The 15,762-nt window shown below is 72.7% G+C and carries 12 protein-coding genes, 2 tRNA genes and 1 pseudogene; 1 reads left to right on the forward strand and 14 read right to left on the reverse strand.

What is annotated here, in order from left to right; genetic code table 11:
- Positions 1-54: 54 nt before the first annotated feature.
- The 13 genes and pseudogenes from E6R62_RS24450 to E6R62_RS39720 all read right to left on the reverse strand — a co-directional run.
- Positions 55-2,427: pseudogene (locus E6R62_RS24450) on the reverse strand (ComEC/Rec2 family competence protein); the annotation flags it as partial.
- Complete coding sequence (locus E6R62_RS24455) at positions 2,424-3,398, reverse strand: ComEA family DNA-binding protein (protein ID WP_136215677.1); 975 nt, start codon at positions 3,396-3,398, stop codon at positions 2,424-2,426. The gene E6R62_RS24455 and the pseudogene E6R62_RS24450, both read right to left, overlap by 4 nt.
- Positions 3,399-3,518: 120 nt before the next feature.
- On the reverse strand, positions 3,519-4,364 hold the full coding sequence (locus E6R62_RS24460; RefSeq protein ID WP_136215678.1) for a DegV family protein: 846 nt from the start codon (positions 4,362-4,364) through the stop codon (positions 3,519-3,521).
- A gap of 131 nt (positions 4,365-4,495) precedes the next feature.
- On the reverse strand, positions 4,496-5,206 hold the full coding sequence (locus E6R62_RS24465; protein ID WP_136215679.1) for a hypothetical protein: 711 nt from the start codon (positions 5,204-5,206) through the stop codon (positions 4,496-4,498).
- 181 nt (positions 5,207-5,387) lie between these two features.
- Positions 5,388-8,258: a leucine--tRNA ligase gene (gene leuS / locus E6R62_RS24470; RefSeq protein ID WP_136215680.1), complete on the reverse strand. Its 2,871-nt coding sequence runs from the start codon at positions 8,256-8,258 to the stop codon at positions 5,388-5,390.
- A gap of 250 nt (positions 8,259-8,508) precedes the next feature.
- Positions 8,509-8,581, reverse strand: a tRNA-Ala gene (locus E6R62_RS24475).
- Positions 8,582-8,732: 151 nt separating this feature from the next.
- On the reverse strand, positions 8,733-8,966 hold the full coding sequence (locus E6R62_RS24480; protein WP_136215681.1) for a hypothetical protein: 234 nt from the start codon (positions 8,964-8,966) through the stop codon (positions 8,733-8,735).
- 143 nt (positions 8,967-9,109) lie between these two features.
- Positions 9,110-9,182: transfer RNA gene (locus E6R62_RS24485), tRNA-Ala, on the reverse strand.
- A 113-nt stretch (positions 9,183-9,295) separates the two neighbouring features.
- A complete protein-coding gene (locus E6R62_RS24490) occupies positions 9,296-9,916 on the reverse strand; it encodes a histidine phosphatase family protein (RefSeq protein WP_136215682.1) in 621 nt (206 codons plus the stop codon).
- A gap of 113 nt (positions 9,917-10,029) precedes the next feature.
- Positions 10,030-10,476: a ribosome silencing factor gene (gene rsfS, locus E6R62_RS24495; RefSeq protein WP_136215683.1), complete on the reverse strand. Its 447-nt coding sequence runs from the start codon at positions 10,474-10,476 to the stop codon at positions 10,030-10,032.
- Between the two features lie 118 nt (positions 10,477-10,594).
- Entirely contained in the window at positions 10,595-12,301 is a 1,707-nt protein-coding gene (locus E6R62_RS24500; RefSeq protein WP_136215684.1) for a LytR C-terminal domain-containing protein, read from the reverse strand.
- A gap of 30 nt (positions 12,302-12,331) precedes the next feature.
- Positions 12,332-12,949 carry a nicotinate-nucleotide adenylyltransferase gene (gene nadD, locus E6R62_RS24505; protein ID WP_136215685.1) on the reverse strand — a complete coding sequence of 206 codons (618 nt, stop codon included), beginning with the start codon at positions 12,947-12,949 and terminating at the stop codon, positions 12,332-12,334.
- A gap of 98 nt (positions 12,950-13,047) precedes the next feature.
- A complete protein-coding gene (locus E6R62_RS39720; RefSeq protein ID WP_168714160.1) occupies positions 13,048-13,215 on the reverse strand; it encodes a hypothetical protein in 168 nt (55 codons plus the stop codon).
- Positions 13,216-13,365: 150 nt separating this feature from the next.
- Here E6R62_RS39720 and E6R62_RS24510 point away from each other — a divergent pair, with 150 nt between their 5' ends.
- Positions 13,366-14,514 (forward strand): M48 family metallopeptidase, encoded by a 1,149-nt coding sequence (locus E6R62_RS24510; protein ID WP_136215686.1) that lies wholly within the window; start codon positions 13,366-13,368, stop codon positions 14,512-14,514.
- Here E6R62_RS24510 and E6R62_RS24515 read toward each other — a convergent pair.
- Positions 14,511-15,686, reverse strand: a complete 1,176-nt coding sequence (locus E6R62_RS24515; protein ID WP_136215687.1) for a hypothetical protein — start codon at positions 15,684-15,686, stop codon at positions 14,511-14,513. The genes E6R62_RS24510 and E6R62_RS24515 overlap by 4 nt on opposite strands.
- Positions 15,687-15,762 lie beyond the last annotated feature (76 nt).

A 15,762-nucleotide genomic window follows, 5' to 3' on the forward strand; every position in this document is an offset into this window, starting at 1 on the left:
AGAAGGGCTGCGCCCGGTATGCCCGCGCCGCTCGCGTCGGCGGCCGGCCGGAAACGCCCGAAGCCCGGGTCCGCTCCCCGCGACGGCCACGCTGCCGTCGGTGTCGGTGCGCAGAACGAGCGTACCCATCGCCCGCAGCCTGGCGAGGGTGACGGACGCGGGGTGACCGTACCGGTTTCCGGCGCCCACCGGGACGAGCGCGATCCGCGGCCTGACCCGCGCCTGGAGGTCGGGGTCCTGGTGGGCGGAACCGTGGTGGGCGACTTTCAACACGTCCACGGGCCCGAGTTCGGGGTGATCCCTCAACAGGGCCCGCTGGGCGAGTGGTTCGAGATCACCGAGGAGGAGCAGGGTCAGGCCGGAGGTTCGCACCAGCAGGGTGACGCTCGCGTCGTTGGGTCCTTCCACCGGCGGCCCCCCGGGCGGCGGCCACAGCACCCGCCACTCCAGCGGTCCGGTACGGCGCCGCTCACCGGCCACGGCGGCGACCACGGGCACCCGGGCCCCGGCCGCGGCGCGCCGGACGAACTCCGCCTGGGGCGCCGGTTCCTCCAGCGTCGTCGTCTGGATCGAGCCCACGGCCCGGCCGCGAAGCACTCCCGCGAGCCCGCCCACATGGTCGGCGTGGAAGTGCGTCAGCACGAGCAAAGGGATCTTGCTCACACCAAGGCTCCGCAGGCAGGCGTCCACCGGCCCGGCTTCCGGTCCCGCGTCCACGACCACCGCCGTTCCCGGTCCCACGGCGATGACGGCCGCGTCCCCCTGCCCCACCGCGCACTGGACGTAGCTCCAGTCGGGCGGCGGCCATCCTTTGAACGTACGGATGAGCAGAGGCGGCCTGAGTACGGCGGCGAGCAGCGCCACGGCCAAGGCGGAGCAGAACCACCACCTGCGCCCCCACCGCACGCACAGGCCGAGCACGCCGGCGGTGGCCGCGACCAGCAGCGCGCCTCCCGTGAACCCGCCGGGCCACGCGAGCTCCGCCCCCGGCAGCCTCGCACCGGCGCGGGCCACCCCGGCGATCCACCCGGCCGGCACGCCCGCGCACCGCGCGAGGAGTTCCGCCGCCGGCATGTAGAGCGGGGCCACCGCGAGCGTCGCGAAGCCCAGCACCGTGGCGGGACCCGCCGCGAGTTCGGCGAGCAGGTTGCACGGCACCGCCACCAGGCTCACCCGGGCGGAGAGCGCCGCCACCACCGGGGCGCACACCGCCTGGGCGGCCAGGGCGGCCCCCAACCCGTCCGCGAGGCCGGGCCGCACGCCCCGCCTCCGCAGGGCCTCGCCCCACCGCGGCGCCAGGGTCAACAGCGCCCCGGTCGCCAGTACGGACAGCAGGAACCCGGGGCTGCGGGCCAGCCACGGGTCGTACAGGACCAGCAACAGAACGGCCGCCGCCAGTGCCGGAACCAACGACCTGCGCCGACCGGTGGCCAGGGCGAGCAGGGTGACGGCCCCGCAGGCGGCGGCCCGCAGCACGCTCGGTTCGGGCCGGCAGACCACCACGAAGGCGAGCGTGAGCGCCGCCCCGCACAGGGCCGTCGCCCTCAGCGAGAGGCCGAGGCGAGGCGCCAATCCGCGCCGCTCGGCGTGCTGCGCGGCGGCCGGGGGCCCGAGGAGCAGGAACAGCACCACGGTGAGGTTGGAGCCGGACACCGCCAGCAGGTGCAGCAGATCGGTGGCCTGGAACGCCTCCCGCAGGTCGGGCGGAACCCGGGAGACGTCGCCGACCACCAGCCCCGGCAGCAGCGCCCCCGCGTCGGGCGGCAGCCCCCGTGTCGCCTCCCGCAGCCCCGCCCGCAGTGTCGTGGCGAGCCGCTGCACCGCGCCGGGGCCGCGGATCACCCTCGGTGGCGTGTCCCCGGCCGGGCGGAGCAAGGCCACCGCCCGTTCCCCGCCCCGGCCGGGGGACAGCCGCCCCACCACCTCGACCCGTGTCGAGGGCTGCAACACCGCCCACGCGGAATGCCCGGCCAATACCCGCACCGGCGTCTCGACCCTGGTCCGCGCCCCGTCGGGGCCGGTCACCCGGGTCACCACCGCGTCCAGCGTCACCATCGGCGGCCCGCTCCCGGCCCCGACGCTCCGGGGGTCCGAGCCGACGGTGAGCTCCGCCAGGACCCGGGCGTGCTCCCCGGCCAGCCCCACGACGGGACCGGCCCGCGCCTCGGCCCGCTGGAGCCCTGCCACACCGGCGCCGGCGCCCGCGCAGAGCAACCCGGCGGCAGCGACCGCGCCCAGCCTCCACGGCGGACGCGGCCTTCGGCGGCCGGCCAGGAGTGCCAACCCCGCCCCCACCACCGCCAGGCCCACCCCGGCGGCGGTCCACCCGGCCGGTGCGTCGAGGGCGGCGGCGGCCCCCGCCCACGCGGCCGCCGCCGGCACCGCGAGCCGCAGGTCCGTCGGCCCGGCCTCCCCGGGGCGGTTCACGGCCGCACCAACTTGCGCAGGTCGGAAAACCGGCGTTCGCCGATCCCGTTGACCTGCCGGAGTTCCTCCACGGAGCGGAATCCGCCCCGCGCGGTCCGGAAGTCGACGATGTGCTGCGCGAGCACGGGGCCGACCCCGGGCAACCCGTCGAGCTGTGCGACGGTGGCGCTGCCGAGGCTCAACGGGCCGCCGGCCGAGCCGGAACCCGGGCCGCCACCGGCCGCCGGGGCCTGCGCGGGCGCCCCCACCACCACCTGTTCGCCGTCCACCAGGACCCGGGCCCGGTTCAGCCCGCTTGTGTCGGTGCCCGGCCGCACTCCTCCGGCGGCGGCCAAGGCGTCCTCCACCCGCGCCCCGGCGGGCAGGGTTCGCACCCCCGGCTCGCGGACCTTGCCACTGACGTCCACCACGACCCGGGTACCTCCGGTGGGGGACGGGGCCGCCGGGGCGGGGGCGGGTGCGGGTACCGAAGCGGGGGCGACGACCGCCGGCGCCGTCACCGGCCCCGGCCGGGCCGACCAGTACTGCTGCCCCGCGAAACCCACCCCCGCGACCAGCACCACGGCGAGCGCCGCCACCGTCCGCGGCTCGACCTCGCACCGCGCCTGCACCCACACGGGCAGCCGCTCCCGCACCGCGAGCCGCCACGCACCCCGCCGGTCCGGCCGGGCCGCCTCCGCCACGGCCGGCGGCTCGCGACCGGCGACGGCGCCGGAAAGGGGCGCCGCCGGCGCGGAATCGGGGGCCGAGACCTCAGGCACGGGCAGAGGGCCGGGCACGGATGCGGAGTCGGGCAGAGGGCCGGGCGGCGGCGCCGTCAGGATGGCTTCGGCCCGGCGCCGCACCGTCACGGGGTCGACGGGCGGTCGCCGCCGACCGTCGCGGAACCGGCCGTCGGACCGGCGGGAGCGGCCGGGGCCACTGGTGGCGCCGGCTCGGGAAGGGGACGAAGTACGCGTTCGCACAGTCATGCCAACGACGGTAAGGGCCCCTCCCGATCTCCGTCCGGAGGCTTCGATTCCTGTGGAGGAGTGGCCCGTTGTGGATAACCGGGTCAGTCGTTCCGGTGACCCGCCCGTTCGGTCCGGGGTTCAGCGGGGTGAGACCACGGCCGCAAGCAGCCCAGGCCCGGTGTGCGCGCCGATGACCGCGCCGACCTCGCTGACGTGCAGCTCGACCAGCCCGGGAATCCGATCCCGGAGCCGTTGCGCCAGCGCCTCGGCCCGTTCCGGCGCCGCGAGGTGGTGTACGGCGATGTCGACGCTGCCCGTTCCGGCGCGTTCGACGGCCAGTTCTTCCAGGCGGGCGATCGCCTTGGACGCCGTACGCACCTTCTCCAACATCTCGATCCGTCCACCGTCCAGCGTAAGCAGCGGCTTGACGGCGAGCGCCGAGCCGAGGAGGGCCCGGGCGGCCCCGATGCGGCCGCCGCGCCGGAGGTAGTCGAGGGTGTCGACGTAGAAGTACGCCGACATGTCGGCGGCCCGCTTCTCCGCGGCCGCCACGGCCTCGTCGACCGATCCGCCGCTCTCCACCACCTCGGCGGCGGCGAGCGCGCAGAACCCGAGGGCCATGGCCACCATGCCGGTGTCGACGACCCTGACGGGGACGGGTGCGGTCTTGGCGGCGACCACGGCGGCGTCGCAGGTGCCGGAGAACTCGGCGGAGAGGTGGAGGCTGACGATGCCGGCCGCGCCGGCGTCGGCCGCCGCCTGGTACGCGCGGGCGAAGTCCTCCGGGCTGGGGCGGGACGTGGTGACCGAGCGGCGCTTCTGCAGGGCCAGGGCGAGGCTGCGGGCCGAGATCTCGGTGCCCTCTTCGAGCGCCTCGTCGCCGAGCACCACGGTCAGGGGGACAGCGGTGATCCGATGCCGCGCCATCGCCGATGGGGGCAGATAGGCCGTGGAATCGGTGACGATCGCGACATGGCGGGACATGAGCGGGAGGTTACCGCCAGCGACCCCCATCCGGCAGCCTGGCCCCCTCCCGGGCACCCGCGCGGGGCCCGCGCGCGACCGGCGCGGACCTCTCAGGCGCCTCGGCCCGAGTCCTCAGGCCGCCGCCCGCCTCACGCGGTCGTCTCCGGCCGCGGCGCCTTCTGCCAGGGGTGTCTGACCGGCGCGGACGCGGGATTCAGGGCGGCCGGGCGAGACTCCTTCGATCCCCCGGCCCGGGTCTCCGGCGCGCCCGCGTCCCAGGAGGCCGCCGCCGTCAGGTCGTCCACCGACTCCCGCGACCAGTCGCGCAGGGCGCCCGATTCCACCTCGATCTGCTCCGACAGCGCGGACAGCTCGTCCTCCGCGAAGCGCCGGGCGCGCTCCCGCGCCGCCCACCGCAGGGAGTCCGCCGACTCCGTGATCTTGCGCGTGCGCTCCCGCAGGTCGGGCAGGCTCGCGGCGATCCGCTTGCGGTCGGGCTCCTGTTCCAGCCGCTTCAGTTCGGCGTCCAAGTCGTGCCCGTGCTCGCTCAACCGCTCGAAGAGACCGATGGACTCCCTCAGCGAGCTGTCCGTCTGCACGCCCTGGTACAGCGTCTGCTGCGTCGCCCGCATCGAGGTCCGCAGGTCGAGCCGCAACTGCGCCAACCCCGCGGTGACGCCCACCTGACCCAGGCTCCGGGCCCTGAGGGTCGTGTCCTCCACCGTCCGCCGGGCCTGCGTGATCGTCCGGTCCACGCCGCGCTTCGCGGCGCCGACCGCCTTCACCGTGGCCCACACACCCAGCCCCAAGAAGGCGAACAGCACCAACAGGGCAAAGATCACCAACGCGCCCGCCTCCATGAGGCTCCCTTCCCCTGCGTATTCCGTCCCCTCCACCGTAAACGCAACGGGCAGGCCGGGGGTTCCAATCGAACCCCCAACCTGCCCGTACGGGAAGACCCCTACACCCGACCCCACAGCCGGGTCACGCCGCGTGCATCGGGCGCCCGGCACGCGGCGTACGGCGCCCGGCGTCCGGCCCTCAGATGACGATGTTCACCAGCTTCGGCGCGCGCACGATCACCTTGCGGATCTCCGCCCCGCCCAGCGCCGCCACGACCGCCTCGTCGGCCAGCGCCAACTGCTCCAGCTCGCCCTCGGAGATCGTCGGCGAAACCTCCAGGCGGCCCTTGACCTTGCCCTTGACCTGGACGACGCACGTCACGCTCTCGTCGACCACGTACGCCGGGTCCGCGACCGGGAAGTCCTGGTGGACCACCGAGTCGCTGTGCCCCAGCCGGTGCCACAGCTCCTCCGCGATGTGCGGCGCCAGCGGCGCGACGAGCAGCACCAGCCGCTCGGCGACCGAGCGCTCCAGCGGCCGGCCGGCCTTGGTCAGGAAGTTGTTCAGCTCGGTGATCTTCGCGATGGCGGTGTTGAAGCGCAGCCCCGCCAGGTCCGCGCCGGCCCCGTCGATGGCCTTGTGCAGCGCGCGCAGGGTGTCCTCGGTCGGCTCGGCGTCGACGACGGTCACCGCGCCCGTCTCCTCGTCCACGATGTTGCGCCACAGGCGCTGGAGCAGCCGGTACTGGCCGACCACGGCACGCGTGTCCCACGGACGCGACACGTCCAGCGGACCCATCGCCATCTCGTACAGGCGCAGCGTGTCGGCGCCGTACTCCTCGCAGATCTCGTCCGGCGTGACCGCGTTCTTCAGGGACTTGCCCATCTTGCCGTGCTCGCGCTTGACCGGCTCGCCCTGGTGGAAGTAGCCGCCGTCGCGCTCCTCCACCTCGGCCGCGGGCACGTACACGCCGCGCGCGTCGGTGTACGCGTAGGCCTGGATCATGCCCTGGTTGAACAGCTTGTGGAACGGCTCGGCGGACGAGACGTGGCCCAGGTCGAACAGCACCTTGGACCAGAAGCGCGCGTACAGCAGGTGCAGCACCGCGTGCTCGGCGCCGCCCACGTACAGGTCGACGCCGCCGTGCGGGGCGCCCTCGCGCGGGCCCATCCAGTACCGCTCGACGGCCGGGTCCACCAGCGCCGAGTCGTTGTGCGGGTCCAGGTAGCGCAGCTCGTACCAGCAGGAGCCGGCCCAGTTCGGCATGGTGTTGGTCTCGCGGCGGTAGCGCTTGACGCCCTCGCCGCGGCCCAGGTCCAGCTCCACGTGGACCCAGTCCTCGTTGCGCGACAGCGGGGTCTCGGGCTTCGAGGCGGCGTCGTCCGGCTCGAAGGTGCGCGGTGAGTAGTCCTCGACCTCCGGCAGCTCCAGCGGCAGCATCGACTCGGGCAGCGGGTGCGCGACGCCGTCCTCGTCGTAGACGATCGGGAAGGGCTCGCCCCAGTAGCGCTGGCGGCTGAACAGCCAGTCGCGCAGGCGGAAGTTGACGGTGCCCTCGCCGATACCGCGGCCGGCCAGCCATTCGGTGATGCGGGCCTTCGCCTCGACCACGCCCAGGCCGTCCAGGGAGACGCCATCGCCGGACGAGTTGACGATCGTGCCGTCGTAGGAGGAGAACGCGTCGTCCCACTCCGCCGGGTCGGCGTCGCGGTCGTCGGACGGCTCCACGACACAGCGCATGGGCAGTTCGAAGGCACGGGCGAAGGCGAAGTCGCGGCTGTCGTGCGCCGGGACGGCCATGATCGCGCCGGTGCCGTAGCCCATCAGGACGTAGTCGGCGATGAAGACGGGGACCTGGTCGCCGCTGACCGGGTTGGTGGCGTAGGCGCCGGTGAAGACACCGGTCTTGTCCTTGGCCTCGGCCTGGCGCTCGACGTCCGACTTGGCCGCGGCCTGCTTGCGGTACGCGTCGACCGCCTCGCGCGGGGTCGCGGCGCCGCCGGTCCACACCTGGTGGGTGCCCTCGGGCCACGCGGCCGGGACGATCTTCTCGACCAGCTCGTGCTCGGGCGCCAGCACCATGTAGGTGGCGCCGAACAGCGTGTCGGGGCGGGTGGTGAAGACGGTGATGGCGTCGTCGCCGACGGCGAAGTCGACGCGCGCGCCTTCGCTGCGACCGATCCAGTTGCGCTGCTGGAGCTTGATGGCCTCGGGCCAGTCCAGCGCGTCCAGGTCGTCCAGCAGGCGGTCGGCGTAGGCCGTGATCCGCATGTTCCACTGGCTCAGCTTCGCCTTGAAGACGGGGAAGTTGCCGCGCTCGGACCGGCCGTCGGCGGTGACCTCCTCGTTCGCCAGTACGGTGCCCAGGCCCGGGCACCAGTTCACGGGCGCGTCCGAGGCGTAGGCCAGCCGGTACTCGTTCAGCAGGTCGGCCCGCTCGGCCGCGTCCAGCTCCGCCCAGGCACGGCCGCCGGGGACCTCACGGGAGCCGTCCTCGAAGGCGGCGACCAGCTCGGCGATCGGGCGGGCCTTCTCGGCGTCGGTGTCGTACCAGGAGTTGTAGATCTGCAGGAAGATCCACTGCGTCCACTTGTAGTAGTCCGGGTCGATCGTCGCGAACGAGCGGCGCTTGTCGTGGCCCAGGCCCAGCCGGCGCAGCTGGACCTTCATGTTCTCGATGTTGGCCTCGGTGGACACGCGCGGGTGCGTGCCGGTCTGCACGGCGTACTGCTCGGCCGGCAGGCCGAAGGCGTCGAAGCCCAGGGTGTGCAGGACGTTGTGGCCGGACATCCGCTGGTGACGGGCGAAGACGTCCGTGGCGATGTACCCGAGCGGGTGGCCGACGTGCAGGCCCGCACCGGAGGGGTACGGGAACATGTCCATGATGAACTTGCTGGGTCGCGCGACGACCGCGGGGTCTCCGGCCAGGTCACCGGTCGGGTTGGGGGCCTCGTAGGTGCCCTCCGCGTCCCATACGTCCTGCCAGCGTGCCTCGATGTCGGCGGCCATGGCAGCCGTGTAGCGGTGCGCCTCGGCCGCCTCGGGGGCCGGGGTGTTCGTCTCGCTCATGATTTCTGAAGCTCCATCGATCGTCTCTGCCGTCTCTGCCTGCCCAAACGAAAAAACCCCTCGCACAGGAGGGGACGCCGCGCCGATGCCGACCGTCTCGAAGGGTCGGTCCGATCAGCGCGGCTCGGTAAGCAGAAGGCGTACGGCACGCATGGCGTCAGGGTACCGCAGCGGCCCCGACACCCGCTCGGGCGTTCCGCACAACGAGAAGCGGGCCACCCGATCCGGGTGGCCCGCTTCCTCTTCACTGTGGAGCTAAGGAGAATTGAACTCCTGACCTCCTGCATGCCATGCAGGCGCTCTACCAACTGAGCTATAGCCCCTCGTACCGCCGTACTGCTTGTCGTCGCTTCGGTTTCCCTTGCCGGTTCCCCTTGGCGACGTCCCAAACATTACACGGTCATGGCCCTGGTCCAAAAATCGGTTTCCGCGATCCCGAGGCCATGCCCGACATGCACCGCTACGTCCGTTTCGTCACGCCTTTGCGAACTGGTAGAACCGCTTGAGCGTGCAGTGCTCGTCGAGCAGCCGGCCATAGATCGGCTCGCCCTCCAGCTCGCGGTACGTCTCGATGGGGTCGCCTTTTATGATCAGCGCCCGCGCGCATTCCTCGCACCAGTACTGGTAGTCGGGGTTGACCGGCTCCATGTCCCGCACGATCGGCGTGCCGTTGTTGCACCAGTCGCACCGCCGCCGGTGTGCACCCATCCGTCAGCGACTCCCTCCCGCGTCGGGCCGTCGTGTCCCCCTCCGGCCGTCCGATTCTGCCATGCCGGTACGGGCCGGGTCAGCAAGCACAAAAGGAACAAACGCAAGTATCCCGCCCCCTGTTGGGGACGGGATACCGATTGTGGAGCTAAGGAGAATTGAACTCCTGACCTCCTGCATGCCATGCAGGCGCTCTACCAACTGAGCTATAGCCCCGCTCTCCGCCGCGCTCCCCGCCGTTTCCGGTGTTCCGCGCTGCGAACAAGAAGAACTCTAGCCTGTGACCAGCCGGAAAGTGAAATCCGGCCGGGAGCCCGCACGGGCGGTGCTCAGTCGTCGTCGCCGAGCACCGGCTCCGGCAGCGTGCCGGCGTTGTGTTCCATGAGGCGCCAGCCGCGCGCGCCCTCGCCGAGGACCGACCAGCAACAGTTGGAGAGCCCGCCCAGGCTCTCCCAGGAGGACGCCTCCAGCCCCAACAGGCGGCCGATGGTCGTACGGATCGTCCCGCCGTGGCTGACCACGACGAGCGTGCCGCCCTCGGGCAGCAGGTCGGCGTGGCGCAGCACCACCGGCGCGGCCCGGTCGGCGACCTCGGTCTCCAGCTCACCGCCACCGCGCCGGACGGGCTCGCCGCGCTTCCACGCCGCGTACTGCTCGCCGTACTTGTGGAGGATCTCCTCGTGCGTGAGCCCCTGCCACTCGCCCGCGTACGTCTCGCGCAGCGCCTCGTCGTGCGCTACCGGGAGGCCGGTGACGGCGGCCAGTTCGGCGGCCGTGGCGGAGGCGCGGCGGAGGTCGGAGGCGACGATGGCGTCCGGCTTCAGCGACGCGAGCAGCCGGGCGGCGCGGCGCGCCTGTGCCACACCGGCCTCGGTCAGCTCTATGTCCGTGGAGCCCTGGAAGCGGCGCTCCAGGTTCCAGGAGGTCTGGCCGTGCCGCCAAAGGACGATCTTCCGGCCGGCCCGACCGTCCTTGCCCTCCGGCGCGGCCGAGGCGGCCGGTGCCGGGGAGGTGGTCGGTTCGGTGGAGGCGGTCGTACCGGTCGTGCCCGTGTCGGTCGTGCTCAGAACAGATCACCGTCCAGTTCGTCGTCGCCCTGCGCCTCGCGCAGCTTCGCGTGCTCCTCGGCCTTGCCGATGGTGAGCTTGGCGTCCTCGGGGAGCTCGATCTCGGGGCAGTCCTTCCACAGGCGCTCCAGGGCGTAGAAGACCCGCTCCTCGCTGTGCTGGACGTGCACGACGATGTCGACGTAGTCGAGCAGGATCCAGCGGGCGTCGCGGTCGCCCTCGCGGCGCACCGGCTTGGCGCCGAGTTCCTTGAGCAGGCGCTCCTCGATCTCGTCCACGATCGACTTGACCTGGCGGTCGTTGGGCGCGGAGGCGAGGAGGAAGGCGTCGGTGATCGACAGCACGTCGCTGACGTCGTACGCGATGATGTCGTGCGCGAGCCGGTCGGCCGCGGCCTGGGCGGCGGCGGTGATGAGCTCGATGGAGCGGTCCGTGGCGGTCACTGGCCATGCTTTCGGGTTGGCGGGCAGATCCTCTCAAGGGTCTCACGTACCGCCGACACCACCCGCGCGGAAGGTTCCGCGCGGGCGAACACCCCGGTTCACGGGCCGGGCGCGGCGCTCAGGACGCCTTGTAGTCCTTGCCCAGGAGCACCACGACGTCCGCGTTCACCGGGCTGTCGGCCTTCTTGACGGCCGTCTCGGGCAGTCCCAGGGTCTTGGCCACCTCGATCGCCTTGGCCCGCAGCGCGTCGTCCCGGTAGCTGATCTGCGAGACGGTCGCGGTCTTGTCGGCCTTGCCGCCCTCCACGAGCGTGTAGCCGCCGTTCAACAGCGCCGCCTTCGCCGCGAGCTGCGCCTTCTCGTCCCCCGTGGCGTCCTTGAGGCCGATCCTGGGCGCGACGCCGGGGACGGCGGTGGCGGAGCCGCCGAGGATGTCGTCGACGGTCTTCTTCGCGGCGCCGTCTGCGAGGCCGCCGTCCGGCTTCACGGGGAGCACCTCGGTGCGGTAGGCGCCCACCTTGGCGTGCTCGCCGATCCGCGACAGCAGTGCGCCCAGGTTCTGCGCGTTGAGCGCCGGGTCCAGGATCTGCCCCATGCTGTCGACGGTCACCGCGGCCGCCTTGGGGTCGCCGGGGATCTTGCGCAGGACGGCGTACAGCACCGTGCCGAGCCGCTGGAGCTGCTTGGTCTCCGGCTCGCCCTGGGCGCGGTACGTGGCGTAGGCGACGGCCATCGCGCCGGTCAGGTTCTGCTTGGCGCCCTGGGACACGGCCGGGGTCTTCGCCTGGTCGTCGGCGGGAACGGCGGTGTCGGTGTCGACCACGACGCCGCCGACCAACTCGACGAGCCGCTCCAGGAAGGGGGTGTCCAGGCGCCAGGTTCCGCCGATCCGGGTGCCGAGGACCGAGTCGAGTGCCTCTCGGGTGCCGAGGCCGCCGTCCTCGACCGCCTTGGCCAGGGGCCGGCCGGCGCCGTCCGGCCCGGGGACGGTCAACGTGTTCGGCAGCAGGACGGTGGCGCCCTGCTTCGTGGTCACGTTGTCGATGAGCAGCACCGTGGAAGAGCCGCCCTTCTTGGTGTTGAGCACGTGGACGACGATCATGTCGCGTTTCTGCGCCCCGCCGGCCGCCGGCTTCTTCTGCGCGCCCGGCCCGTCGAGGAAGGGCAGGTCACCCGCGTACCAGAGGTAGCCGGCGCCGCCGACGACGAACAGGGCGAGGACGACGATCAGCGCGGCGATCCGGTTGCGGCCGCGGCGGCGGGCCTCCTCGCGGCGTTCGGTGCGGCTCTCGGTGAAGGCGAGCCAGTCGATGACGTCCTCGGACTCCTCGTCCGGCTGGTCGATGAACGCGAACATCTCGGTGCGGTAGTCCCGGCCGGCCTCGGGGACGGCCCCGGCCTCGGCGGCGGCGGGCCGGGAGGGGGCGCCCTCGGGGGCGGCCCGGCGCGGCTCGGGCACCTGGGGCACGGGTGCGGGCGGCGGGGCCTGGTGGTGCGGGAGCGGCTGTGGGGCCTGCTGGTGGGGAATCCACTGGCGGGCCTGCTGCGTGTCGTACCCGTGGCCCGCGCCGGGGGCGTACTGCTCCTGGCCGTACCCCCCGTCCCGCGCGCCGTGGTCCGGGGCGGCGGGGGCCTGCGGGTAGGGGTGCTGCCCGGGAGCCTGGGCCTCGTACCCGTAGCCGTACGGCTGCTCGTACGCCTCGTAGGGCGGGGCGGGGGCCTGGGCGGGTGCCTGCCCGTACACCGGACGACCGTACGGGTCGTAGCCGATGAGCTGTTGCTCCTGGGCGGCGTACGGGTCGTACGCGTCCTGTCGGTCGTTCACCGCGGGGCCCCTCTCTCCGGAACCGGAAGCTCAGGCTCCCCGGTACAGCTCACGCTTGTCGATGTAGCGCACCACACCGTCCGGCACCAGATACCAGACGGGATCGCCCTGCGCCACGCGCGCCCGGCAGTCGGTGGACGAGATCGCGAGCGCGGGCACCTCGACCAGGGAGACACCGCCCTCGGGCAGCCCGTCGTCGGTCAGTACGTGGCCCGGCCGGGTCACGCCGATGAAGTGCGCGAGGGAGAACAGCTCCTCGGCGTTGCGCCAGGTCAGGATCTGCGCGAGGGCGTCGGCACCGGTGATGAAGAACAGGTCCGAGTCGTGGTTGAGGGCGCTGAGGTCCCGCAACGTGTCGATCGTGTACGTCGGCCCGCCGCGGTCGATGTCGATGCGGCTCACCGAGAACTGGGGGTTCGAGGCCGTCGCGATGACCGTCATGAGGTAGCGGTCCTCGGCCGGGGACACGACGCTGTGCGACTTCTGCCACGGCTGGCCGGTCGGTACGAAGACCACCTCGTCGAGGTGGAAGAGGGCGGCCACCTCACTGGCGGCCACCAGGTGTCCGTGGTGGATCGGATCGAATGTCCCGCCCATCACGCCGAGGCGGCGCTTGACCGGGCCGGTAGGCGTTCCCTGCTCTCCCATGAGCGCAGAGCCTACTGGCCCGGTGGCCCGGCCCCGACCCGCGGGCGGGCGGGTGCCCGGGTGCGCGCGCGGCCGGACGCCGCGCGGGACGACGGGGTTCAGCGGTCGCGGTTGAGGCGCGTGGTCATCCAGAGCAGGAGCAGCAGGACGCAGAAGGCGCCGCCGCCGGTCAGGTAGGGGCTCAGGCTGTCGTGGTTGCCGCCGTGCTGCTCGGCACCCTCCGAGGCGAGAACGACCAGGTTGTGGGTGGTGGTGGAGAGGCTCATCAGGCAGGTACCTATCGAGTCGGGAGGGAGCGGAGACTTCCCTCACATCGTATGCGGGGGCCCGGGGCACGCTCACGCCGACTCAGGCGTTGGAGAGGATGGACGCGCACGCAGACGGGTCTGTCCAGGTCTATCCAGGGGGAGGGCGCTATGACGAACACCGGAACCGAGAAGGTACCGGCCCGGAACCGCAGGAGGTTCCCCGGCATTTCCTCGCGGGCGTACGAGCATCCGGCGGACCGCTCGGCCCTCGTCGCCCTGCGCAAGCTCAGCGGCTTCGACACGGTGTTCAAGGCCCTCAGCGGGCTGCTGCCCGAGCGGAGCCTGCGGCTGCTGTTCCTCTCGGATTCGGTCCGGGTGGGCGAGACGCAGTTCCCCCACCTGCACGGCATGCTGCTCGACGCCTGCTACGTCCTGGACCTGGAGCGGGTCCCGCAGATGTACGTGCAGCAGGACCCCAAGCCGAACGCCATGTGCATCGGGCTGGACGAGCCGATCATCGTGCTGACGACGGGCCTGATCGAGCTGCTCGACGAGGAGGAGATGCGTGCGGTCATCGGCCACGAGGTGGGCCACGCGCTGTCCGGGCACTCCGTGTACCGCACCGTCCTGCTGTTCCTGACGAACCTGGCGGTGAAGGTGGCCTGGATCCCACTGGGCAATGTGGCGATCACGGCGATCGTCACGGCGCTGCGGGAGTGGTTCCGCAAGTCGGAGCTGTCCGCCGACCGGGCGGGACTGCTGGTCGGGCAGGACGTGCACGCCTCGATGCGCGGGCTGATGAAGCTGGCGGGCGGCCACCACCTGCACGAGATGAACGTGGACGCCTTCCTGGCCCAGGCCGAGGAGTACGAGGCGAGCGGTGACCTGCGCGACTCCGTGCTGAAGATCCTCAACATGCTGCCGCGTACGCATCCCTTCACCACGGTGCGCGCGGCGGAGTTGAAGAAGTGGTCGCAGCACCGGGACTACCAGCGGATCATGGACGGCCACTACCCGCGGCGGGACGAGGACAAGGACACCTCGGTCGGCGATTCCTTCCGCGAGTCCGCCTCGCACTACGCCGACACCGTGCGCAATAGCAAGGACCCCTTGATGAAGCTGGTCGGCGACCTCGCCGGCGGCGCGGGCGACCTCGGTGGCAAGCTCCGGGTCGTGTTCACCGGCTCCGGTTCCAACGCGGGCGCGGGCGCGGCGGGTGGAGCCGGCCGGGACCCGAAGGGCGCCCGGGACGGCGGCACGGGCGAGAGCGGCGGCGAGGGCCCGGCACAGGCCGACGGCGGCAAGAGCGAGGGTTAGGGCTGGGGCTGGGCAGGAGTGGTCGCGCCGTCCGGCGGCGGGTCGGGGGTGTCCGAGGAGGTCGCCGTCGCCAGTACGCCGCACAGCCCGGCCGCGCGCCTCGGCTCGCCGGTGGCGTACGGATCGCTGGCGGGCGGCCCCACGGTGGTCGGCGCGGCACCGGCGAGCAGCGGGCGGAAACCCGCCGCCGGGTCTTGGGCACAGTCCTGCGGTCCGGCCACCACGTAGGCCGAGACCAGTTCCACGCGCCGGGCCGCGAGGTCGGCGCGGTCGAAGCGCAGTTGCAACTCGCGCCGCACGGTGAAGAGCGAGGCACCTGCGGCGGAAGCCGGGGACCCGGTGGCGGGGCCGACCGCGTACACGAAGGTGTGGTCGGTGGTCACCTGCAGCGCGTCAGGGGTCACCTCGTCGAAGGCGAGGGTGCCACTGACCCGTACGCGTGTGTCGACGACCACGGCGGTGCCCGGGTCGAAGCGGACCAGCCAACCGGTGGCGGCGTGCCGGCCGTCCCCCGAGGGCGAGGTCATGCTCTGGTCGAACTGCGCCACCTGGCCCGGGTCGAGCAGGACCCGCACCGGCCGGGAGACGGCGCCGGCCAGCACGTCCGGTTCCAGCGAGGACTGCACCAGGTAGTCCTTCGCGATGGACAGCGCGGAGACGATCTGGCTCTCGCTGAAGTGCGCGGTGTGGCGCAGCGCGGGCAGGGTGATACCGGCGGCCCCGACGGCGTACTGCGCCGCGGGACTCTGCGCGAACAGGTCGGCGGGACGTCCGCCGGGCACGGGGGTGGTCGGCGCGAGCGGGACGACGACGCTGCCGAACGGCTGGGTCACGCCCTCGGGCGTGGGGACGTACGGGTTGCGCAAGCCCATGTACACGGCGACCGCGAAGGCCGTGGCGATGAGCAGTACCAGCAGCATGCCCTGCCGGGCGCCCCGACCGGGCGCGCCGGTGCGGTGGCCGACGCCGCCGCCGCCGGACCAGAGGGAGCGACTGCGCACGGCCCGGGCGTGCTCGCCCATGCGTTCCTCGGCGGAGTACTCCTGAAGTCGGGCCGCGCGGACGAAGTCCTCGTCGAACACCACGGACCGGTACTCGTCCGGCCGGAAGTCGTCATCGCCCCCGCCCATGCCGTCGGGGGTGCCGTGGGGTGGGTCTCCTGGAACGGCCATCGCTTCTCCCCGCTGTCCCCGCTTCAGAGAAGCCCCCGGCTCCGGTCACGCGAGTGGGGTCGTGTGCAAGGGGTCG

This window comes from Streptomyces sp. A1136, assembly GCF_004795055.1.
GTDB lineage: Bacteria > Actinomycetota > Actinomycetes > Streptomycetales > Streptomycetaceae > Streptomyces.